The 21,625-nt window shown below is 50.7% G+C and carries 19 protein-coding genes; 16 read left to right on the top strand and 3 right to left on the bottom strand.

Features of this window, described 5'->3' with window-relative positions; all coding sequences use genetic code 11:
- The 3 genes from C4N23_RS09715 to C4N23_RS09705 all read right to left on the bottom strand — a co-directional run bounded on the left by C4N23_RS09715 (nt 1) and on the right by C4N23_RS09705 (nt 2,931).
- Nucleotides 1–765: a DpnI domain-containing protein gene (locus tag C4N23_RS09715; protein ID WP_112145681.1), complete on the bottom strand. Its 765-nt coding sequence runs from the start codon at nt 763–765 to the stop codon at nt 1–3.
- Between the two features lie 74 nt (nt 766–839).
- A complete protein-coding gene (locus tag C4N23_RS09710; protein WP_112145679.1) occupies nt 840–1,736 on the bottom strand; it encodes a restriction endonuclease subunit M in 897 nt (298 codons plus the stop codon).
- A 379-nt stretch (nt 1,737–2,115) separates the two neighbouring features.
- Entirely contained in the window at nt 2,116–2,931 is an 816-nt protein-coding gene (locus C4N23_RS09705; RefSeq protein ID WP_112145677.1) for a helix-turn-helix domain-containing protein, read from the bottom strand.
- 451 nt (nt 2,932–3,382) lie between these two features.
- Between C4N23_RS09705 and C4N23_RS09700 the strand changes: the two genes are divergently transcribed.
- From C4N23_RS09700 to C4N23_RS09635, 16 genes are all read left to right on the top strand, one after another.
- Entirely contained in the window at nt 3,383–4,078 is a 696-nt protein-coding gene (locus tag C4N23_RS09700; RefSeq protein ID WP_242983766.1) for a CHC2 zinc finger domain-containing protein, read from the top strand.
- Nucleotides 4,079–4,151: 73 nt separating this feature from the next.
- Entirely contained in the window at nt 4,152–5,468 is a 1,317-nt protein-coding gene (locus tag C4N23_RS09695; protein ID WP_112145675.1) for a DNA primase family protein, read from the top strand.
- A gap of 191 nt (nt 5,469–5,659) precedes the next feature.
- The gene (mobV, locus tag C4N23_RS09690; RefSeq protein ID WP_112145673.1) at nt 5,660–6,637 is read left to right on the top strand and encodes a MobV family relaxase; all 978 of its coding nucleotides are present in this window, start codon (nt 5,660–5,662) and stop codon (nt 6,635–6,637) included.
- 24 nt (nt 6,638–6,661) lie between these two features.
- Entirely contained in the window at nt 6,662–6,955 is a 294-nt protein-coding gene (locus tag C4N23_RS09685; protein WP_112145671.1) for a helix-turn-helix domain-containing protein, read from the top strand.
- Between the two features lie 15 nt (nt 6,956–6,970).
- A complete protein-coding gene (locus C4N23_RS09680) occupies nt 6,971–8,359 on the top strand; it encodes a site-specific integrase (RefSeq protein ID WP_112145669.1) in 1,389 nt (462 codons plus the stop codon).
- Nucleotides 8,360–8,411: 52 nt separating this feature from the next.
- Nucleotides 8,412–8,825, top strand: coding sequence for a hypothetical protein (locus tag C4N23_RS14060; RefSeq protein WP_181567107.1), 414 nt, complete (start codon nt 8,412–8,414; stop codon nt 8,823–8,825).
- Between the two features lie 395 nt (nt 8,826–9,220).
- On the top strand, nt 9,221–9,412 hold the full coding sequence (locus C4N23_RS09675; RefSeq protein ID WP_112145667.1) for a hypothetical protein: 192 nt from the start codon (nt 9,221–9,223) through the stop codon (nt 9,410–9,412).
- A 187-nt stretch (nt 9,413–9,599) separates the two neighbouring features.
- Nucleotides 9,600–11,414: a potassium-transporting ATPase subunit KdpA gene (gene kdpA, locus C4N23_RS09670; RefSeq protein WP_112145665.1), complete on the top strand. Its 1,815-nt coding sequence runs from the start codon at nt 9,600–9,602 to the stop codon at nt 11,412–11,414.
- 15 nt (nt 11,415–11,429) lie between these two features.
- Entirely contained in the window at nt 11,430–13,499 is a 2,070-nt protein-coding gene (gene kdpB, locus C4N23_RS09665) for a potassium-transporting ATPase subunit KdpB (protein ID WP_112145663.1), read from the top strand.
- Nucleotides 13,500–13,513: 14 nt separating this feature from the next.
- Nucleotides 13,514–13,657: a hypothetical protein gene (locus C4N23_RS14055; RefSeq protein ID WP_157774379.1), complete on the top strand. Its 144-nt coding sequence runs from the start codon at nt 13,514–13,516 to the stop codon at nt 13,655–13,657.
- A 13-nt stretch (nt 13,658–13,670) separates the two neighbouring features.
- The gene (kdpC, locus tag C4N23_RS09660; RefSeq protein ID WP_112145661.1) at nt 13,671–14,279 is read left to right on the top strand and encodes a potassium-transporting ATPase subunit KdpC; all 609 of its coding nucleotides are present in this window, start codon (nt 13,671–13,673) and stop codon (nt 14,277–14,279) included.
- 19 nt (nt 14,280–14,298) lie between these two features.
- Nucleotides 14,299–14,691: a CBS domain-containing protein gene (locus C4N23_RS09655; protein ID WP_242983765.1), complete on the top strand. Its 393-nt coding sequence runs from the start codon at nt 14,299–14,301 to the stop codon at nt 14,689–14,691.
- A 186-nt stretch (nt 14,692–14,877) separates the two neighbouring features.
- Nucleotides 14,878–17,571 carry a sensor histidine kinase gene (locus C4N23_RS09650; protein WP_112145657.1) on the top strand — a complete coding sequence of 898 codons (2,694 nt, stop codon included), beginning with the start codon at nt 14,878–14,880 and terminating at the stop codon, nt 17,569–17,571.
- Nucleotides 17,564–18,265, top strand: coding sequence for a response regulator transcription factor (locus tag C4N23_RS09645; protein WP_112145655.1), 702 nt, complete (start codon nt 17,564–17,566; stop codon nt 18,263–18,265). Before C4N23_RS09650 ends, C4N23_RS09645 begins: the two co-directional genes overlap by 8 nt.
- A gap of 1,024 nt (nt 18,266–19,289) precedes the next feature.
- On the top strand, nt 19,290–19,634 hold the full coding sequence (locus C4N23_RS09640; RefSeq protein ID WP_112145653.1) for a hypothetical protein: 345 nt from the start codon (nt 19,290–19,292) through the stop codon (nt 19,632–19,634).
- Nucleotides 19,635–20,209: 575 nt separating this feature from the next.
- Nucleotides 20,210–21,553 carry a plasmid recombination protein gene (locus tag C4N23_RS09635; RefSeq protein ID WP_112145652.1) on the top strand — a complete coding sequence of 448 codons (1,344 nt, stop codon included), beginning with the start codon at nt 20,210–20,212 and terminating at the stop codon, nt 21,551–21,553.
- The last annotated feature ends 72 nt before the right edge of the window (nt 21,554–21,625 follow it).

Raw genomic sequence — 21,625 nt, 5'->3', positions numbered from 1 at the left:
CTACAAAAGTTTTCGGTAATGACCTCGTTCCAGAAATTCGATCATCCCTTTATCCCGAAGAAATTGCATCTGTTGGCGAATCTTCGCTTCAATGTTTTGATTGTCGGGATGCTGAATCTTCAGTTTGTCTGCAAACACATAAATATCCTTCAGATAAAAATCTTTCGTCGGGATAACGTTTACACAGTTGAGTATATCAAACAGCCATCCACGCTTTTCAATAGATCCCGTTTGCAGACGTTTGATTCTTGCATAGTCTTGTACGATACGATCCTTACTGCGGAAATTCTGATTTTCAATAATAGGGATTCGCCCTTGTTCTGGAATATCCCCGTACAAAATATTGCAACCGACCCATCCAACACGTCTGGCAGTTGGCGATAACGGTTTTCTCTTTTCGATCACCATAGGCGTAAAGAAGAATTTGGGAACAACCGTTAAATCGACAACCTGTAACGAGGAGTAGTGCATAACCAATAAATCAGGATTTGTCATACTGGTTATGCGACTTATCATAGTATCGTATGCGCCATCCGATATTTTTCTTCCAATTCTTCCATCTTTACTTTTTAACTCAAAGATTTCCCCACAGGATGGGCACTGAAAGTCTGCAACAGGGCGGTTATTTTCCAATTTTGAAATTCGAGCGTTTCCACATACCGGGCAGAAAATGTTATCATTGACCCAGCTTTCACTCATTACACGGATTTTCTGTGAATTGCTTTTATATCCAAGTCCCAGCGATTGGTCAAAACACAAGTTCATAGTCAAAAATCCTCACACCGGATATCGCTTTTTTTATTGTACCACGTTGGTCAGGCACTGTAAATATTAGAACCTCATGCTGCTATCTTTTTGCATCCGGGGCAGAGGTCAATTTGTTCCTCACTGCCGAACCAGCTGATAATTTCAATTTTGTTTTCCTTACAGCTGCCCGGAACTACATACTTTGTGCCGTCCATCTGCCAGAGGTTCCACGCAATGATGTTAGCGATCACCTTCATCTGCCGCAGGTGGGGAAGTTTACCAAAGCGTTCCCGGTAAACCTCCACGAAGGTCACAAACAGGTTTTCCCGTGCCAGCAGCAGGCTGTCGCCCTGATACTCAAAGCCGTACACGCTCTGGAATGCCCGCTTCGTCCATGTGAACCATTCTTCTTCGGTGTCCGTGTTTTCGCTGATAACACGCAGCTTGCGGTCCAGCAGGCCAATTCGCTGGGAAATGGGAATGGTTTCGCCCGTTACGGTGTCGTAGCGGCTTACCAGATAGGGAGCCTCGCCGCAGGAGATTTCCAGCCGCTGTGCATCCACATATTTCTGCCATGTGTGCTGACGGTCGTCCGGGAAAGCGATTTTGTCAGCCGTTGCTTTCCACGACATCTCCTTCTGGATGTTGAAAACATCCTTCCTGCCAAACCACTGCTCATCCACCAGATTGTTCTGTGCGTTGCAGATCCAACTGGGGGTAAATACCTCTGCTTTGTCACGGGTGCGGTTGGTCTGGTGCTCCAGTGCTTTTTCCACTCTGGGCTGAATCAGGCTGTCCTGTTCGCCTGTAACCAGTTCCGGCAGGATTTCTTTTTTGAAGCTGTACCGTTCGCCCAGTTCAGCGTAATCATCGGTTGCCCAGATGATGTTTTTCTTGGTGGTCTTGTCCTGAAGCAAAATCTCAAGGAGGGTGCGTTCATGGTCCAAAAGTTCCTGCTCCAACAGGTCAATCCCTGCAATGCTGAACATCCGCCGCCCTCCCTTCCATTTATTGATGGTACTATAATAACACACCTTTCGGGGTTTGTGAATGTGTACCATCCACCGTTTTCATCAGGGCACCCCATTTTCCAGTGCCCTGCCGGGAAGAATCCAAAGAGCGGCGGAACGCTCGTTGGCACACGACTTTGCCTGCAAAGTCTAGTGTGTTACACCTTGGTTCCGGCTGATGCGGAAAAGGGGCTGCGAAAGGCTCCGGCAAGCACCTGTTCTGTGGCAGAAGGATGCGCGGATGGGCGTGGCAGTTGACGATCTCCGCCCACCCAGCGCAGGCTTTCAGAAGAACCAATGGTGTACGTTCTCCTTCCTGCCGCAGCAGCGTTTCTCCTATAAGCCGCAAGGCAAATGATCAGCGTCTGTGCTTTCCCCGGTTGCCTGCAAGTGTCCCCGGTTTCAGCATTGCCGTTTTATAAAGAATCTTCTTTATCAGCTTTCTTTCATCCTCTGTCAGCTTATCGTAGTTGATGCCGATTGCCTTCAATGCTGTTCGGATCTTCTTTTCATCCGCAGACCCTTCAAGTTTCTGTGCATCCTCCAGTTCCTTCATCAGGTTGTCGATCATTGAACCATCCGAAGTGGTCTTGTCCTTGCGGTGTTCCGTCTTGATGTTCTTCAGGATAGCCACCAACTCGTCATACAAGACCTGACCAAAGTACTCATCTTCATCGATCTGCCCCAGCTTCAAGGTGCTCATGTACAGATCGTTTTCATCTGCTGCATACTTCTTTTTCAGCATTTGCCGGGTCGCTTCCAGACCAGCATTGAGGTTTTGAATGTTTGCGCTGACATATCCATCCACATAGATTTCCAGATCGGTCATGAACCGCCGGAAATTCTCATGCACGATCAGTTCGCACAGCAGCCGATGATTGAATTTTCCATTCCTTAATACGTCCACTGCGCCATCGCTCAGATGCAAGTCCGAAAGGACTGCATCTGGGCGTTTTTTGTTTTCCGTCACACCCAGCAGGTAGTCGGTGGTCACGCCATAGAACTCAGCCAGCGTTGTCACCGCATAAATGCTGAGGTCGGTCACATCGTCGCTCTCGTATTTCGACAGCGCCGATTTGGACAGACCCGTCTGTTCTGCCAGCGTTTCCAACTTCAGATTCCGCTCCACACGCAGGTCTTTGAGCCGTTCTCCCAGTGTCAGCTTGATGTTCATGGTCGCACCTCCGATGTTTTTTGCACAGTATACCACTTCCGGCGGTTTCTGTCCATAAACGTGGAATTTTGCAGTTTCTGCACCTGTTTTCCGACATTATGGATATACGGCACAGCGGCCATTGCAGTGCTATCCTATAGACAGAAAGAAAACATATTAACTCCCCAGCAGCGAACATATTAAGGGCTTCCCGCGAAAGCCCTCTGAAATATCTTTCATACCAGAACCTTGACAACCGAATGACCGTCCGAACTGCCCAGACCGCCAAGACCTCCCATCGGGGGAGCGAGCGCCCTGCATGGGGCCGACACAGAGTCCAAAAAGATTTCCTGTCGGGAGGCAGCAAGGGAGACCGGCTTCACCGAAGTTCCCATTGGGGGAACCCCGGTGACTTTGAACGTGGCAGGGATCAAATTGATCCGTGCCAAAACCTTTGACCAAAGGAGAAATTTTGAGTTTATATCAAAAGATCAAGTCCGCCATCACCGTTCGGCAGGTGGGAGAGATGTACGGCATGGAGCCCGACCGCCATGGCATGGTGTGCTGTCCGTTCCACTCCGACAACCACCCCAGCATGAAGCTGAACGACACCTATTATTATTGCTTTGGCTGTGGAGCCAATGGAGATGCCATCGACCTCACCGCCAAGCTGTTCGACCTGAACCCCCGGCAAGCCGCCGAGAAGCTGATAAATGACTTCGCGTTTGCGAAGCAATGCAGTCCCCAGTGGGGACTGCAAGTGACAGAGCGGTCTTGCGTCAGCAAGATGGAGGGGCCTCGCCCCGACAAGCTCTGGCTTGACCCGGACAAGCCGCCCGCCAATGCCATCGCCCTGCTGCCGCCCAAGCGTGGCCTGACAGACGAGCAGTGGGCAGACATCGCCTACTGCCTGCGGGTGCTGACCGATTATCTCGACCTGCTGCACGACTGGCGAGAGTGTTACAAGCCTACTAGCCCGGAAGAACCGCTGGACGAGCGGTTCGTGGAAGCCCTCCACACGACCGAGACCATCGAGCACCTGACGGACTGCGTTGCTTTTGGGACGCCCCAGCAGAAGGCCGCTGCCGCCGCACAACTGCTGTCCGGGTCGTACCTGCTGATGCTGGAAGAGCGCACCGACCGCCTTGCTCTGGCAAAGTGCGCCTAATAATTTATTCACCCGAAGTGGTGGGTCTCACCGTGAGACCCACCACTTCACTTTTCTAAAGGAGAACCACCCTATGAAGAAAAACATTTCCCGCAACCCCTTATGGCCGGACTGGTACAACGGCAAGAAGATCGATGAAGTCCAGTTTGGCCGTGCCTTTCTGGAGCAGTGGCCGTTGAAATGCGTCAACGGAACGCTGTACACGCTGGACGGCCCGGTGGAGGACGAAAGTGAGATCAAGCAGCGCATCTTGGAGAACATCGAGGAATATGTCACCTCCGGCCTGTCCAAAAAGGTCACCAACATTCTGGAGACCATCAAGCTGCTGGCCTTTTCCGACCCGTTCCCCATCGAGCAGGACTGCATCCACCTCCAGAACGGCGTGTACCATCTGCCGGACGGCTCTTTTCAGGAGACCCGCCTGTTCTGCCAGAACCGCCTGCCTGTAAAGTATGACCCCAAAGCCGCCACCCCTGACCGCTGGCTGACCTTTCTGCACGAACTGCTGGACGATGCCGACATCCCCACCTTACAGGAATATCTGGGCTACTGCCTGATCCCCAGCACCAAGGGGCAGAAGATGATGCTCATTGTCGGCAAGGGCGGCGAGGGCAAGTCCCGCATCGGGCTGGTGCTGAAACGGCTCATGGGGGATGCCGCCAGCAACGGCAGCGTCCAGAAAGTGGAGAACAACCGTTTTGCCCGTGCCGATCTGGAACGCCGCCTGCTGATGATCGACGATGACATGGACATGAACGCCCTGCCCAAGACCAACTATATCAAGACCATCGTCACCGCCGAAGCCAAGCTGGACTTGGAGCGCAAGGGTGTCCAGAGCTACCAGCGGGACATTTACGCCCGGTTCCTCTGCTTCGGCAATGGTGCGTTGACCTCGCTGTATGACCATTCGGACGGTTTCTTTCGCCGCCAGCTTATCCTGACCACCAAGGACAAGCCTGCTGACCGCACGGATGACCCCTTCCTTGTGGAGAAGATGTGCGCCGAGTTGGAAGGCATCCTGCTCTGGTGTCTGGAAGGGCTGCACCGGCTGGTGCAGAACGATTTTCGCTTCACGGTCAGCGAACGAGCCGCCGCCAACGTGGACACCATCAAGCGCAGCAGCAACAATGTCATCGACTTCATGGAGTCCGAGGGCTACTTCCGTTTCAAGGCGGACTACTCCATCAGTTCCAAGGAGTTCTACGACATTTATAAGCAGTGGTGCGAGGACAATGCCTGTCACAGCGTATCGGCCATCCGTTTCAGCGCAGAACTGCGACAGAACGACCGCCGCTATAACCTTGAAGCCACCAACAACATCTATCTGCCCGGTGGCCGCAGGGTGCGGGGTTTTGTAGGCATCGAACCGCTTGTCCACCCCTGCCCGTAAAAAGTGCATTTTTTCACGGAAGAAGTTCGTACAACCTGTACGGTCTGTACTTGTACGCATCTGTACGGCGAATTGAAACAAATTAAAACGAATTATCGTTTATATTTCGAATTTCCGTACACCGTACAGACCGTACGGGTTATTTGAAGTCCGTACAGATTTTTTGTACACCCCAAGAAGGAGCGTGATCTATGAAAGCCCAATACGGCATTTTAAGGTTCAAAAAGTACAAGGGGCCTGCCATCAGCCCCATCGAAGCCCACAACGAGCGCACCAAGGAGCAGTACGCCAGCAACCCGGATATCGACACGAGCCGGAGCCGATACAACCTCCATCTGGTGCAGCCGCAGGGCAGGTACCGGGAAGAAGCTGACCGCATGATAGCTGCCGCCCACTGCCGTGTCCGCAAGGACAGCGTGCGGGTGGTAGAGGCTCTTGTCACCGCCAGCCCGGAGTTTTTCAAGGATAAAAACAACCGGGAGATCAGGGCGTACTTTGCGTACGCCCTGAAATTTTTGGAGGGCAGACAGTGCCCGGATACCTTTCTCTCTGCTGTTGTCCACATGGACGAGAAAACGCCCCACCTGCACCTCTGCTTCGTGCCCCTGACTGCTGACGGACGGCTGAGCGCCAAGGAGATCATCGGCAACCGCAAGAACCTTGTGAAGTGGCAGGACGAGTTCTGGCAGCACATGGTCAAGCAGTACCCGGAGTTGGAACGGGGCGAAAGCGCCAGCCAGACTGGACGGGAGCATATCCCGCCTCGTATCTTCAAAGAGATGACCCAACTGACCAAGCAGAAGGAGCAGTTGGATGCCCTGCTGGTGGGTATCAATCCCTTCAATGGCAAGAGCCGTGCGGCGGAAATCAGCAAGGTGCTGGACAGCTATATTCCCAACGTGGCACGGATGAGGGACCAGCTGCGAAAGTACAACGTAGCCTTCACCAAGACCGCCGCCGAAAACGAAAAGCTGAAAGAGAAGAACAAGACGCTCTCTGCCTCGCTGGACAAAGCGACGGAAGTGAGCGTCTTGAAGCGTCTGGAGGATGCCAAGCTGCGGCAGGACTATGAAGCCGCCCTGAAAACGCTGGACAGCATCCCGCCGGAGGTCATTCGATTTTATGAGAACCGCAGCACGCAGGAGCCTGCGATGCGCCATGATAAGTAAGGAGCAATGCCTATGTGTAATAAAATGTACGAGAATGTGAAATCTTTGGATTATACGAAAAAGTTCTTGCAGTCGGACTCTGATCCGGCTACAATGGAGGTGGTCACTCGAACCAATGCCGTCAAGTCTCCGACTGACAGCCCAGCAACCACAAAGCTGGTGTACACGGTGAAGGAAATCGCGCAGATGCTGGCTATCAGCCAGCGTGCCGCCTACAATCTGTGCAACAGCACCACCGAGTTCCGTGTCCTGCGGGCAGGCGGAAGCATCCGCATCCCGAAAGACAGCTTCGATGCGTGGCTCTACCGGGCAGCTTGATAAGGAGGCAAATCTATGGCATATATCACGAAACGCGGCAGCTCTTACAGTGTCCGCTACACCTATCAGGACGAGCACGGCAAGAGCTGCGACAAATGGGAGAGCTTTCCCACCAAAGAGGAGGCGGTGAAACGCCAGAAACAGATCGAACACGAGCTGGCGACCGGTAATTTCCTGATCCCGTCCACCGTGACGGTGGCAGAGTTCCTGATGGACTGGCTGCCCAAGCAGTGCAGCAAGCACAAGTGGGCACCCAAGACTTACCAGTCCAATCTGGCCCTCATCCAGAATCTCATCATCCCCTATATCGGAGAGATGCAGATGCAGAAGCTGCGGCCTTACCACATCGAAGCCCTGTACGACACCCTGAGCAAGACCCCCTGCGGACAGTATGTGGGTGGCAAGCGGCGAGACCTCTCGCCCAAGCAGCAGAAGCGTACCCTCTCCGGCACTACCCTCCATGAGGTCCACCAACTGCTGCACAATTCCTTTCTGCTGGCGGTGGAGTGGGGCATCCTCATCAAAAGCCCCGTCCCGGTGGAAGCCCCCAAAAAGACCACCCAAGAGCGCAGCATCTGGACGGTAGAGGAGATGCGGGCGGCTCTGGACAGCATTGAGGACCCCATCCTGCATCTGGCAGTCCACCTCACACTGGTGGGCGCACTGCGGGAAGGGGAGGTGGCAGGTCTGACCCCGGAGGACATCGACTTTGATGCTGCCAACGGCATGGGCACCTTCACGATCAACCGTTCCATGCAGCGGGTGCAGAAGGACACGCTGGCACAGGTGGACAAGGGCTGCATCCTCCGCATCTTCCCGGACAAGCTGGAGGGCAGCAAGACCTCTCTTATCCTGAAGGACACTAAGACCGAAGCCTCCTGCCGCACCATCTTTATGACCGCCGCCCTGCGGGAGGAACTGAAGCAGTGGCTGGAACGGCTGAAGCGGGAAGAAGCCCTCGACCCGGAGCGGTACCGCAACAGCGGGATGCTGCTGCGGCTCCCCAACGGTCTGGCGGTGGAGCCGGTGCTCATCCGCAAAAAGTTCCTGAAATGGCAGGATGCACACCCGGAGTTCCCGCGCATCGTGTTCCACGGTCTGCGACACTCCAGTGCCACCTACCAGTTGATGATCTCCGGCGGTGACATCAAGGCGGTGCAGGGGACCACAGGACACGCCAGTGCGGATATGCTGGTGAACACCTACGCCCATATCCAGCAGTCCTCCCGTGTGGAGCTGGGCAAGAAGTTTGAAAGCGGCTTCTATGCCAAGCCCGACGCTCTCAGCCCGCAGGCTGTACCCGCCGCAGGCGAACCCACCATCTCCATGACGGCTCTTTTGGAATTGCTCAAGGATGCCGACCCGGAAATGAAGGCAAAGCTCCGCTTAGCTCTGCTCACCTGATGCAAAAAAGGGCACTGATTGCAAAGCAATACAGCGCCCTACATAATCGGACATGGAAAACACCGACCGTGCAAAAACCGTGCAGAAACCGTGCACTCATGGCTTACAAAACAAAAAAGCCATGAAATCTTTCGATTTCACGGCATTTTCTGGTGCACCTCCAGGGACTCGAACCCTGGGCCCACTGATTAAGAGAAACCAACGTGCAACAATCGTCAATTTCCGGAATTACGTAAATTCGTCGTTTTTAGCGTTTTGTCGTAAATTAACATTTTGCATCTGCTGCATTCTTTGCACCCGCCATCCCCTCTTGCATCCGTTATCCAGCCGTTCCGGTGTGCAAAAAGTGTGCGAAAATGTGCAGAGCCAAAATCAGCCCCTTAAAACGGGTATCGGATTTTTATTCAAAGCCGGGAAAACGGTCGGGTTCGAGCCCAAAACAGCAGCTGAAATCTTGCCTGTTTAGACCAAGCATCAAATGTACATCAACAACTACGATTCATGGCAGGGATTTGGACAACTGCGATCTCTTATAAACCCAAAGCAGCTCTTTCTATGTGGACTTTTCTGGGCGGAAATACCCAGAGGGTTCACTTTTTTTATTTTATCGACAGCGCCTCCATCCGGGCTATACTGCTGTTTTGACATCTATTTGGCAGCAAAACCCTGAAGGATCACAACTCGTTATAAAGCGTGATGGATTTCAGACAAAAGCGCACAAGGCTTGAACAAAGCCGTAAGATCACTTTCTGGATCGACAAAGACTTATACAATCTTAGTTTCGATTGCAGGACCCTTTTCCCCTCTTAATACTTTTAGCGGTATTATGACTTTGCAAGAAAGAAATGGGGGTGAACAGTTATGAGTATTACAAATGCAACTAGAAGATTTGAACAGAGATTTGACGCAAAAGCGGAGCGCTTTATTTGGCATCATCCGCTACTTGGCTCCATCTCCATCTTTGTTGGAATGCCCTTACTGGTTTTGGCGTGTGTCTGTATCAGTACGATCGTTATCGCCTTTCCTATGGCATGGCTTTTGGGTTGGTTGTAATCTTTATTTCATCTTTAAACGCACAAAAGATCACTAATGCCATTTTTAGAGGAAAGGGTTTATGATATTGGGGACAGCAAAAAAGGAGGATGAATCTTATGCAAATGCTAATTGCACTCATAGGTGTATGTGCGGCAGCAATGCTGCTGTGGTATGTCTATATTTTAATGAAGGGAGATGATCAGGCATGAGCACCATGATTCAGTATGTTTTATATCTTGCCATTCTGGTTGTTTTGGCAATTCCGCTGGGCGCATACATAAAAAACGTCATGAGCGGCGAGAAAACTTTTTTGTCCAAAGTTCTGACACCATGCGAAAACCTGATTTACAAGGTTACGCGTGTAGACAGAGAAGAACAGATGACATGGAAAAAATATGCGGTAAGTGTAATGATTTTTTCCGGTATCGGGCTTGTTTTTCTGTTCCTGCTTCAACTTCTGCAGGGAGTTCTTCCCGGAAACCCGCAGAATCTTTCCGGTGTGAAGTGGGATTTGGCATTTAACACTTCTGCAAGTTTCATTACCAATACAAACTGGCAGGCATATTCCGGTGAATCCACATTGAGTTATCTCACTCAGGCTTTAGGTCTGACTGTTCAGAACTTTGTTTCCGCAGCTACAGGTATCGCCGTTCTATTTGCATTGATCCGTGGCTTTATCAAGGTGAAATCCTCCGGGTTAGGAAGCTTTTGGGTGGACTTGACCCGCATTGTGGTTCACATCCTACTCCCGCTGAATCTGGTCATTTCTCTGTTGCTGGTAGGCGGCGGCGTGATTCAGAACCTGAAAAGTGCAGAAACAGTATCCCTTGTAGAACCGATTGCCGTCAGTGCAGAAGGCGAAATCCTTGAGGATGCGGTAATTGACTTAGACACCGAAACCGTCACTGTAGATGGCGAAATCGTTTCGAATGCACAGATCGTTACCGAGCAGTTCGTACCGATGGGTCCTGCGGCCAGCCAGGTCGCAATCAAACAGACCGGCACCAACGGCGGCGGTTATATGGGCGTCAACTCCGCACATCCTTTGGAAAATCCCAATGCCTTTACCAATCTGATCGAAATGATTTCCATTCTGCTGATTCCGGCGGCACTGTGTTTCACATTCGGTTCTGCAGTAAAGAACAAGAAGCAGGGTGTTGCGATCTTTATGGCAATGTTTCTCTGCCTGGTTGTTGCCTTGAGCTGTATCGCCGTCACTGAACAGGTTGGCACCCCCCAGCTTGCACAAAACGGCGCAGTCAATATGTCAATGGCCGAACAGGCAGGCGGCAATATGGAGGGCAAGGAGACTCGCTTTGGCATTGCAGGGTCCTCTACATGGGCAGCCTTCACCACAGCAGCCTCCAACGGCTCTGTAAACTCCATGCATGACAGCTACACGCCTCTTGGCGGCATGGTGACTATGCTGCTGATGCAGCTTGGCGAGGTTGTTTTCGGCGGCGTGGGCTGCGGCCTTTACGGTATGCTTGCTTTTGCTATTCTGACGGTGTTCATTGCCGGTCTGATGGTAGGCCGTACACCGGAATTCCTTGGCAAGAAAATTGAGCCTTATGAGATGAAATGGTCGGTACTGGTTTGCCTTGCAACACCCATTGCAATTCTGGTCGGCAGCGGCCTTGCCGCTGTAGTACCCTCTGTCATGGATAGCCTGCATAACGGCGGTGCCCACGGTTTCTCTGAAATGCTGTATGCCTACTCATCCTGTGGCGGCAATAACGGCTCTGCCTTTGCAGGTTTCAATGCGAATACCGTATTTCTGAATGTAAGCCTGGGACTGGCGATGCTCTTTGCCCGGTTCCTGCCCATCATCGGCACACTTGCAATCGCAGGCAGCCTGGCTGGGAAAAAGAAAATTGCCACGACTGCGGGCACCTTGTCTACCACAAATGGAATATTTGTTTTCCTGCTGATTGTTGTGGTATTGCTAATCGGTGCGCTGAGCTTCTTCCCGGCGCTTGCTCTTGGTCCACTTGCTGAGTTCTTTGGAAGCATTGCGTAACGGAGGGTTACAGATATGAGTACAAAACAGAAAACTGCTTTTGCCGACCGGAAAATGCTCGGCAGGGCAATTAAAGATTCTTTTGTGAAATTGAACCCGAAAACACAGGCAAAAAATCCGGTCATGTTTCTGGTTTTTGTGGCTGCTATTTTGACCAGCATTCTTTGGGTGGTGTCCCTGTTCGGCTTAAAAGACGCTCCAAGCGGATATACGCTGGCGATTGCGGTGATTCTTTGGTTTACCGTGCTATTTGCCAATTTTGCCGAGGCCATTGCAGAAGGCCGAGGCAAGGCACAGGCTGATTCTCTCCGGGCATCCCGTAAGGACGTAGACGCGCATAAGATTTCCTCTGTCTCGGAGAAGGACAGCGTGACCGTGGTTCCCTCCGCTCTGCTGAAAAAGGGGGAACTGGTGATCGTCAAAGCCGGAGAGCAGATTCCGGCAGACGGCGAAGTCGTAGAAGGGGCGGCATCTGTGGATGAAAGCGCCATCACCGGCGAATCCGCTCCTGTAATTCGTGAGGCAGGCGGCGACCGCAGCGCTGTGACCGGCGGCACCACTGTACTGTCGGACTGGATCGTTGTCAGAGTGACCAACGAAGCCGGAGAGAGCTTTCTGGACAAGATGATTGCGATGGTAGAAGGTGCTGCCCGGAAGAAGACGCCCAACGAAATTGCTTTGCAGATTTTTCTGGTAGCCTTGTCCATTATCTTTATCTTGGTGACAGTCTCTCTCTACACTTATTCCATTTTTTCTGCAAAGCTGGCGGGAATTGAGAATCCCACCTCTGTAACAACTCTGGTAGCGCTGTTGGTGTGCCTTGCGCCTACTACCATTGGTGCCTTGCTTTCCGCCATCGGTATTGCCGGTATGTCCCGACTGAACCAGGCAAATGTTCTGGCCATGAGTGGTCGTGCCATTGAAGCCGCCGGTGATGTAGACATTCTGATGCTTGACAAAACCGGAACAATCACCCTGGGCAATCGACAGGCATCGGAGTTCATTCCGGTAGATGGTGTTGATATTCAGGAACTGGCGGACGCCGCTCAGCTTTCTTCTCTGGCCGATGAAACCCCCGAGGGCAGAAGCGTTGTTGTGCTGGCAAAGGAGCAGTTTGGAATTCGTGGCAGAAGCCTTCAGGACAAGAATATGCACTTTGTCCCATTTACTGCCGTGACTCGTATGAGCGGCGTCGACTTTGACGGCAACGAAATCCGAAAAGGCGCAGCAGATGCCATGCAGAGTTATGTGACCCATGCAGGCGGAATGTATTCTCCAGACTGTGATCGAGTTGTCAAGTCTATTGCGTCCAAGGGCGGCACACCTCTGGTTGTGGCTAAGAACCACAAGATTCTCGGCGTTATCTATTTGAAGGATATTATCAAGCAGGGTGTGAAGGAGAAATTTGCAGATCTGCGGAAAATGGGCATCAAGACCATTATGATCACCGGCGACAATCCGATTACTGCTTCGGCCATTGCTGCCGAGGCCGGTGTGGATGACTTCCTTGCGGAAGCAACGCCGGAAGGAAAGCTGGCAATGATTCGTGATTTTCAGGCCAAGGGTCATTTGGTCGCCATGACAGGCGACGGCACCAACGACGCTCCGGCTTTGGCACAAGCAGATGTTGCAGTTGCCATGAACAGCGGCACACAAGCAGCAAAAGAAGCAGGTAACATGGTGGATCTGGACTCTTCACCCACAAAACTGATCGACATTGTACGCATCGGCAAACAGCTTTTGATGACACGAGGCAGCCTGACCACCTTCTCCATTGCTAACGATGTGGCAAAATACTTTGCCATTATTCCGGCGCTGTTTGTGGGACTTTATCCGGGTCTGTCTGCTCTGAATATTATGGGGCTGCACTCCCCGCAGAGTGCTGTCCTCTCTGCGATCATTTATAATGCACTCATCATTATCGCGCTCATTCCGTTGGCGCTGAAAGGTGTGAAATACCGTGAGGTCTCTGCCGGAAAGCTGCTGTCACGGAATCTGCTGGTTTATGGGCTGGGTGGTCTGGCTGCTCCCTTTATCTTTGTGAAACTAATCGATATTCTGCTTGTATTTACCGGTCTGATGTAAGGAGGATGCATCCTATGAATGCAGTAACAAAGAAAACGATCTCGTACTTTGAAGGAATGCTTGGAATAAGCTTCACCGTTCTATGTGCGACCACCCTGCGTTTCGCCCTGTGGGCGCCGGAATTGCTTCAGAAAATTTTTCTCACCATCTTCGGATAAGGGGGTATATATTATGAAAACAATGAAAAGTGTACTGCCAAAGGCAGGTATGATCTTTTTAATCTTTACGCTGCTGTGCGGCGTAATCTATACGGGTGTTGTCACAGGAATTGCTCAGCTTATTTTCCCGGATAATGCAAACGGAAGCATCATTGAAGTAGACGGAAAAAAATATGGCTGTGAGTTGCTGGGGCAGCAATATACAGATGAAGCTCATATGTGGGGGCGCATTATGAATATTGATGTTTCAACCTATACGGATGAAAACGGAAAGGCACTGATGTACGCCGCTCCCTCCAACCTCTCTCCGGCAAGCGAGGAGTATGCACAGCTCGTGGCAGAGCGGGTGGAAAAGCTCCGGGCTGCCGATCCGGATATGGATGAAACAGCTGTTCCGGTGGACCTTGTCACCTGTTCCGGCAGTGGGCTTGATCCCCATATTTCCCCGGCAGCAGCGGAATATCAGGTAGCACGCATTGCAAAGGCAAATGATATGACCGAAGATGAAGTGCGTGAGATCATCCAAAACTGCACCGACGGACGATTCCTTGGCATCTTTGGTGAAGAGACCGTCAATGTGCTGGAAGTCAATCTGATGCTGGACGGTATTCTGGAGAAGTGAAATGAACATAGCTAAAATCATGATTCCCAAAATCTCCACTGTATTTCTTTATGAAAAGGATACGATTCGTCAGGGATTGGAACGGTTTATGGTACATGGCTATACCGCTGTCCCGGTACTGAATGATCAGGAACAGTATATTGGAAGCGTGACGGAGGGAGATTTCCTCCGCCACCTTCTTGCTTGCCAGACAACAGACTTGAAAGTACAGGAGGGATACCAACTTGGCAGCATTGTTCGCAGAGATTTTTGCCCTGCGTTACAAATAGATGCAGATTCCGAGCAGGTTGTAACTGCAATGCTGAATCAGAATTTTGTCCCCATCGTTGATGGCCGGAATGCTCTATGCGGGATTCTGACAAGGAAACGGCTGATTGAATTTCTGGCACAAGCTCGTGATAAAAAAGAATAAGTCCTGCATCTTTAGACGGTCTTAATACAGATACGCATTCTCTTTTACCTTTTTTAATCCCTTTGATTTATAATTAAGGGCACATAAAGGGGTATAAAGGAGGATTGCAGGTATGGGGGTTATTACCATAGCCACATCCTTTGCAATGATTTCCGGTCGGAAGATTTCTTTGATAGGAGGGTTAAAATGGAACTGCCAAGACAAGATCCGGATCAGCTTCTTCGTGCGATCCGTAACGATGCATCCACTAAGAAAAGCGGAAAACTCAAAATCTTTTTCGGTTATGCCGCAGGTGTCGGAAAGACCTATGCCATGCTTCAGGCGGCTCATCAGGCTAAGGAGCGTGGCATCGATGTGGTTGCTGGATACATAGAACCCCATGCCCGACCCCAGACGATGGCACTTCTGGACGGCTTGGAGCAGCTTCCTGTGAAACAAGTTGCTTACGAAGGAATGACCCTTCGTGAATTTGATATTGATGCTGCGCTCAAGCGAAATCCCCAGCTCATACTGGTGGATGAGTTGGCCCATACCAACGCCGAAAGCAGTCGGCACACGAAGCGGTATCAGGATATTCAGGAACTGCTAAATACTGGAATTGATGTCTATACGACTGTAAATGTCCAACATATCGAGAGTCTCAACGATACAGTAGCCTCTATCACCGGAATTCTTGTGCGGGAGCGCATTCCGGATTCCACCTTTGATCAAGCAGATCAGGTAGAACTGGTGGATATTGAGCCTGCGGAGTTGCTGGAACGACTGGCAAGTGGAAATGTGTACCGGGAAGATCAGGCGCAGCGGGCAACAGTTAATTTTTTCACGCTGGAAAATCTCACCGCATTGCGGGAAATCGCCCTCCGTCGGTGCGCTGACCGGGTGAACTTGCTGACGGAAAGCGCCAGAGTACAGAGCCGAGGCGATTACCATACAGACGAGCGCATTCTGGCATGTCTTTCCTCGTCGCCATCCAACGCAAAAATCATTCGGACTGCTGCAAGGATGGCAAGAGCCTTTCGGGGAACATTTACCGCTCTTTATGTGGAAACGCCAAATACAGCGGCGATGAGTGACGATGATAAAAAGCGTTTGCAGGATAATAAGCGTCTGGCCCAGCAACTTGGCGCTACGATTGAGACAAGTTATGGCGATGACGTGCCTTATCAGATTGCGGAATTTGCCCGTCTTTCCGGCATCTCAAAAATCGTAATTGGACGAAGTACCATTGCACGAAAGAATATTTTCAGCAAGCCCACCTTGACGGAACGCCTGATTTCCAGCGCACCTAATCTGGATATTCATGTGATACCGGATGCCAGCGCAGGAACCAGCTATCAGGAAAAAAAGAGTAAGGCGCAGGCAGATGCGATGCCCCTGCGTGATGTTCTGAAGAGTATCGTCGTATTGCTGGTAGCTACACTAATTGGCTGTGGCTTTGACGCTTTTGGGTTCACAGAGAGTAATATTATCGCAGTTTACATATTAGGCGTACTTGTGGCCGCTGTAATCACAACCAACCGACTGTGCGGGATTCTGACCTCGGTTGTCAGTGTGCTGGTTTTCAATTTCTTCTTTACCACTCCGAGACTGACATTCCATTTTGACGATCCGAACTATATTGTTACCTTTACCATTATGTTTATAGTAACACTGCTTTCCGGATCTCTCGCTACCCGGCTGAAAGAAAATGCGAAACAATCTGCCCATACAGCTTACCGTACAAAGATTCTTTTTGAAACCAACCAGCTTCTGCAAAAAGAGCAGGATGAGAATGCGGTAATCACCGCTACGGCAGGGCAGCTCATGAAGCTGCTGAAAAAAGATATTGTCGTCTACCTATCTGATGGTAAAGAACTTGCCACCCCTAACGTTTTTCGTGCTGTTAATAGCATTCAGGAAGATTTAATTTCTGAGAACGAGAAAGCAGTCGCCGATTGGGTCTTCCGAAACAATAAACACGCCGGTGCCACAACAGATACATTATCCAGTGCAAAGTGTTTATACCTTGCGATTCGGGTCAACCAGCATGTATATGGAGTGGCTGGTATTGCGGTGAACGGTATTCCGCTGGACTCTTTCGAAAACAGCGTACTCCTCTCTATTCTGGGCGAGTGCGCTTTGGCTCTTGAAAACATCAAAAACGCCAAAGAAAAAGAGGAAGCGGCTGTTCTGGCGCAAAATGAACAGCTTCGTGCTAACCTGCTGCGGGCAATCTCTCATGATCTTCGAACCCCTTTGACAGCGATTTCTGGCAGCGCAGACAATTTGCTTGCAAATTATAAAAAGATGGATGATGCATTGCGGGAGCAGACCTTTACCGATATTTATGACGATTCCATGTGGCTGATCAATCTCGTTGAAAACCTGTTGGCAGTCACACGAATTGAGGGCGGACAGGTCAATCTAACTCGGAGTATCGAACTCATGGATGAGGTCGTTTCTGAAGCACTGAAGCACATCAACAGAAAGAGTAAAGAACACACCATTCGTGTAACCAGCGGGAAAGACTTTATCCTTGCCCACATTGATGCGAAGCTGATCGTTCAGGTGATTATAAATTTGGTTGACAACGCCATCAAATATACCCCTGCCGGTTCAGTAATTGAAATACATACCGATCAAAAAGAGCAATGGGTCACGGTTTCCGTTTCCGACAACGGCCCTGGGATTCCCGATGAGCAGAAACCCCGTATTTTCGATATGTTTTATAGTGGGGCCAATAAAGTGGTCGACAGCCGCAGAAGCCTTGGATTGGGGCTGTCCCTCTGTAAGTCCATTGTGACCGCCCACGGCGGCACGATTTCCGTATCAGACAATCAGCCAACCGGCACTGTGTTCACATTCACATTACCCGCCGGGGAGGTAGAACTTCATGAATAAACCTTTGATATTAGTGGTTGAGGATGATCCATCTATACGAAATCTCATTACAACCACATTGAAAACAAATGATTATCGTTATGTGGTAGCGCCCAGTGGCTCGACAGCCATTATGGAGGCCACATCGCACCATCCTGAAATCATCTTGCTGGATTTGGGCTTGCCGGATATGGATGGCGTTCAAGTCATTCAAACGGTACGCTCCTGGTCCAATACCCCCATCATTGTAATTAGCGCCAGAAGTGAAGATAATGACAAGATTCATGCATTGGATGCCGGAGCTGACGATTATCTGACAAAACCTTTTTCTGTTGAAGAATTATTGGCTCGACTTCGGGTGACGCAGCGAAGACTCTCTCTGATGACGGCAGAGATGTTTACTGCCAGTTCTGTATTTGTGAATGGTAAGTTGAAAGTGGATTATGCCGGGGGATGCGCTTATCTGGATGAAAACGAACTTCACCTGACACCCATTGAGTATAAGCTGTTGTGTCTGCTGTCCAAGAATGTCGGCAAGGTACTGACCCATACCTTTATCACACAAAATATCTGGGGCCGCAGTTGGGATAACGATGTGGCTTCCCTGCGGGTATTTATGGCAACACTGCGGAAAAAGCTGGAGCCAACAGAGGAATCCCCGCAATACATCCAAACACATATTGGTGTGGGCTACCGTATGATAAAAGTAGAATAATACTATGCGGTCGGCCAGTGTTCACAGATGCATCAGATGTTCAACATACCAAATTGAAGCTCATGCCGAATCACCGTTTGAATTTGCGGTCGCTGCGAACCTTTCTGACCGTGGATGACGAAACGTTTGAACGCTTGCAGAAACGGTTTGAGAGCATGGTACGATAACCTGTTTCTGATTTAAAAAACTTGTCAAGAGGGTTGGCATCGTCCGGCCCTCTCTCTTTTTGCTAAAGTTTTCCTTGTGTTTTCTTGCAAGCTGCCGAAAGTGGCATGTTTTCAAAACTTTTTGTTGACACAACTCAATTTTTGTGGTAATCTATCCCAACAATTTAATATAACATATTTACTTAGAGTTCCAGCTCAGCTCCCGAAGCAGCCGGAGCAAGTTTTTAACTTTCTTATCGCTACATAGCAAACCCGAACCAAGGCCATCCCAGAAGGGATGGTCAGGTTCAGGTTGTTGTGTGGCGATTTTTTATTGCCAAATCCAGCACCGCACCTTGAAAACCGTATGACCGTCTGCATGGGATACCCGGCGATGACCCCGCAAGGGAGAGCCGGAAAACGCCGCCGGAAGGGGGCAGGAAAGCCATGCAGGGAGAACGGCGCGCTCAGCCTCATGTGTTCAAAATGAGCACATGAGGCGAAACGGACGTTTATCTACTCGTTGAGGTAGGAGAAATCAATGTGGACAAATTGTCCACATTGATTCTGTTCGTGCTACGCTTAACCTCGACTTGACATTTTGTCAAGCCACGGTGAAATCTGGTAAGTGTCGCTTTCCGGTATTTGCCAGATTACTGTAACACGATTACCCCATGGTGGGTTACGAAAACCGTAACTCACCACTTGGAAGTGGTAAATGGACAAAATATCCACTTACCACCCAGCCATAACGCACAGATTTTAGTTGGTGATCATTTTGATCACCAACCAGACAATCGTAACGCTTTATTGTGTAAAAGTGGTGGTTACCATTTTGATAACCACCATATATCCGTAACAGCCAAAGGAGAATGCCTATGACAACAGAACAATGGGAACGCGAAAATCAGGACACCTTAATGGAATATTTCATTGATGGCGACCCCAGTGTGCGCAGAATCCAATGTGAATACTGCCGCAAGGTCATCTACACCCAGACCCGGAACCGAAAATATTGCAGCTTCCAGACTTGCGGTCACAAGATGCTGAATCTGCGGAAAAGCCTTAAAAAGCGCGTTGAGCGAGGAAAGTATACCTGCGCTTGCTGCGGGAAGCAGTTCTTACCAATTCGGGCGGATGCCAGATATTGCAGCAATGCCTGTCGTCAGAAAGACTACCGCCATCGTAAAACAGCCGCACACACTTCTCTTTTAGGAACTTGACAAAGTTTGTCAAGTTCCTTATCGGTGATACTTTTATTTAGTAAAGTGGCACTTCCCATTCTGGGAAGTGCCAAAATACCGTAACTCTTAATCGCTCACTCCCAAATCCCCAAAGTGGGAATTTGGGCTGTCATCTGAAATCAGGTTACGCTTTCCGTAACTTGATTTGTAACTCCTGCCGAATCAAGTTCCCACTTTGGGAACTTGATTGTAGCCGTATCAAAATCAGGTTGTCAAAATGATAACTTGATTTCATCTGCAACGAAGCCACCGGCGTTATCATTTTGAGAACTTCGGTTTTATCTGTTACGCGTCGCGCCCACTCCGTAAAAATCAGGTGATCAAAATGAGCACTTGATTCTACCTGTAACGACTCAAGGTTGGCTGAAAATCAGGTGCCGCCACCCGGCACTTGATTCTACCCGTAACAGAATCAGTGGGTCAAAATGGCCCACTGAAAAAGCCGGACGAGCTGTGGGCAGGGATTCGCAAATCTTTGCCCGCCAGCTTGCCAAAATCAACGGGCCAAAATGGCCCGTTGAAGGGAGTCAAGGGGGAACGCCTTGCCCAGTGATATGATGCTGTGCGTCATATCCTACTGGGTATTATCTGGCGCAAAAAGGCGGCAGATCCAGCAGCTTCGCTGCTGCGTTCTCCCCACCAAGCTGTTGAAACGGAGGGATGTCTATCTGAAATTAACACGACACAACGGACGAGCCGGAACCCACGGCACTTACAACCCCAAGCACAACGACCGCAGTTTCAACCTTGCCAACAGTGAACACATCGACTCGGAACGAGCCAAGGGCAACATCTACTGGGACTGCTTCCACGGTTTCCGCTCGGCTCTTGCTCCACCCGACCCGGATGATCTGGCGGCGACCTTCTCAGATGTGGAACGGCAATTCTATGAGAGCCGCTATTCCAACTTTGTGGAAAGCCAGAACGAGCGCAACGCCAAGATCCGGCACACGGAACGCAACCGCTCCATTCCTGACCTGCTGTCCAGCCGCAAGACCTGCCCGGAAGAGACGATTTACCAACTGGGAACGCTAGATGAACACGCTTCGGCGGAGGATCTGCTGAACATCGTCACCGAGTTCATCGAGGAGTTCAAGGCTAAATTCGGCGACCATGTTCATGTGCTGGACTGGGCGTTGCATCTGGATGAAAGCACGCCCCACATCCACGAGCGCCATGTGTTCGACTGTGAGAACAAGTACGGCGAGGTTGCTCCCCAGCAGGAAAAGGCATTGGAAACACTGGGCTTCGAGCTGCCCGACCCGGACAAGCCCCTCAGCCGCCGCAACAACCGCAAAATCACCTTTGATGCCGCCTGCCGGAAGATGCTGTTCGAGATTGCAAAGCGGCACGGGCTGGAATTGGAGGAAGAAGCGGAGTACGGTAACCGGCAGTATCTGGAAAAGCAGGACTTCATCCTCGCCAAGCAGAAGGAGCAGCTCACCGCCCAGCAGACCAAGCTGGACGAATTGACCCTCAGGGTCAACGACATGGAAACGCTGATCGATGAAGTTTCGGCTGCGGCCTATGACAAGGCGGTGGAGGTCGTGACGGACGTAGTGCGCACCGAGACCCGGAAAGAGGATATGCGGATGATCGAGGACACGAAGAAGTGGGTGCTGTCCCCGGAGAGAAAGGCTCCGCAGGCCACGAGAGAGTATGTCGCTCACCGTTTGGATGGCGTGCTGGACAAGTTCCTCAAGACCATGCAGACCACTGCTGCACGTCTGCAAGAGAAGATGCTGAAACCGGAAGTCCGGCAGAAAGGCAAGGAACAGGTCAAGGAGAAAGCACGGGATTCTGTTCTGCAACTGCTGAGCCGCTTGCAGGCAGAACAGGCGCAGCGGAATCCATCTGTACTTTCAACTGCGGAAAAGTCAGAAAATCGCTTTCAATAATAGTACGAGGTGATGTTTATTGAGCAAAGAAGTCAACGAAGAACGTGCTCCCCGAACCGTTACCGATGTGAA

Source organism: Faecalibacterium hattorii (assembly GCF_003287455.1).
Lineage (GTDB): Bacteria > Bacillota > Clostridia > Oscillospirales > Ruminococcaceae > Faecalibacterium > Faecalibacterium hattorii.
The sequence above is the reverse complement of the archived record's forward strand: the minus strand, read 5'-3'. Positions and strand labels throughout refer to the sequence as shown.

What these genes read in the sequence shown, in the direction of transcription:
- C4N23_RS09645 (WP_112145655.1), top strand. Translation starts at nt 17,564, where the DNA reads ATGAATAAACCTTTGATATTAGTGGTTGAGGATGATCCATCTATACGA.
- C4N23_RS09640 (WP_112145653.1), top strand. Translation starts at nt 19,290, where the DNA reads ATGACAACAGAACAATGGGAACGCGAAAATCAGGACACCTTAATGGAA.
- C4N23_RS09655 (WP_242983765.1), top strand. Translation starts at nt 14,299, where the DNA reads ATGATTCCCAAAATCTCCACTGTATTTCTTTATGAAAAGGATACGATT.
- C4N23_RS09685 (WP_112145671.1), top strand. Translation starts at nt 6,662, where the DNA reads ATGTACGAGAATGTGAAATCTTTGGATTATACGAAAAAGTTCTTGCAG.
- mobV (WP_112145673.1), top strand. Translation starts at nt 5,660, where the DNA reads ATGAAAGCCCAATACGGCATTTTAAGGTTCAAAAAGTACAAGGGGCCT.
- C4N23_RS14060 (WP_181567107.1), top strand. Translation starts at nt 8,412, where the DNA reads ATGGAAAACACCGACCGTGCAAAAACCGTGCAGAAACCGTGCACTCAT.
- C4N23_RS09710 (WP_112145679.1), bottom strand. Translation starts at nt 1,736, where the DNA reads ATGTTCAGCATTGCAGGGATTGACCTGTTGGAGCAGGAACTTTTGGAC.
- C4N23_RS09635 (WP_112145652.1), top strand. Translation starts at nt 20,210, where the DNA reads ATGATGCTGTGCGTCATATCCTACTGGGTATTATCTGGCGCAAAAAGG.
- kdpB (WP_112145663.1), top strand. Translation starts at nt 11,430, where the DNA reads ATGAGTACAAAACAGAAAACTGCTTTTGCCGACCGGAAAATGCTCGGC.
- C4N23_RS14055 (WP_157774379.1), top strand. Translation starts at nt 13,514, where the DNA reads ATGAATGCAGTAACAAAGAAAACGATCTCGTACTTTGAAGGAATGCTT.
- C4N23_RS09680 (WP_112145669.1), top strand. Translation starts at nt 6,971, where the DNA reads ATGGCATATATCACGAAACGCGGCAGCTCTTACAGTGTCCGCTACACC.
- C4N23_RS09695 (WP_112145675.1), top strand. Translation starts at nt 4,152, where the DNA reads ATGAAGAAAAACATTTCCCGCAACCCCTTATGGCCGGACTGGTACAAC.
- C4N23_RS09650 (WP_112145657.1), top strand. Translation starts at nt 14,878, where the DNA reads ATGGAACTGCCAAGACAAGATCCGGATCAGCTTCTTCGTGCGATCCGT.
- C4N23_RS09675 (WP_112145667.1), top strand. Translation starts at nt 9,221, where the DNA reads ATGAGTATTACAAATGCAACTAGAAGATTTGAACAGAGATTTGACGCA.
- kdpA (WP_112145665.1), top strand. Translation starts at nt 9,600, where the DNA reads ATGAGCACCATGATTCAGTATGTTTTATATCTTGCCATTCTGGTTGTT.
- C4N23_RS09715 (WP_112145681.1), bottom strand. Translation starts at nt 765, where the DNA reads ATGAACTTGTGTTTTGACCAATCGCTGGGACTTGGATATAAAAGCAAT.
- kdpC (WP_112145661.1), top strand. Translation starts at nt 13,671, where the DNA reads ATGAAAACAATGAAAAGTGTACTGCCAAAGGCAGGTATGATCTTTTTA.
- C4N23_RS09705 (WP_112145677.1), bottom strand. Translation starts at nt 2,931, where the DNA reads ATGAACATCAAGCTGACACTGGGAGAACGGCTCAAAGACCTGCGTGTG.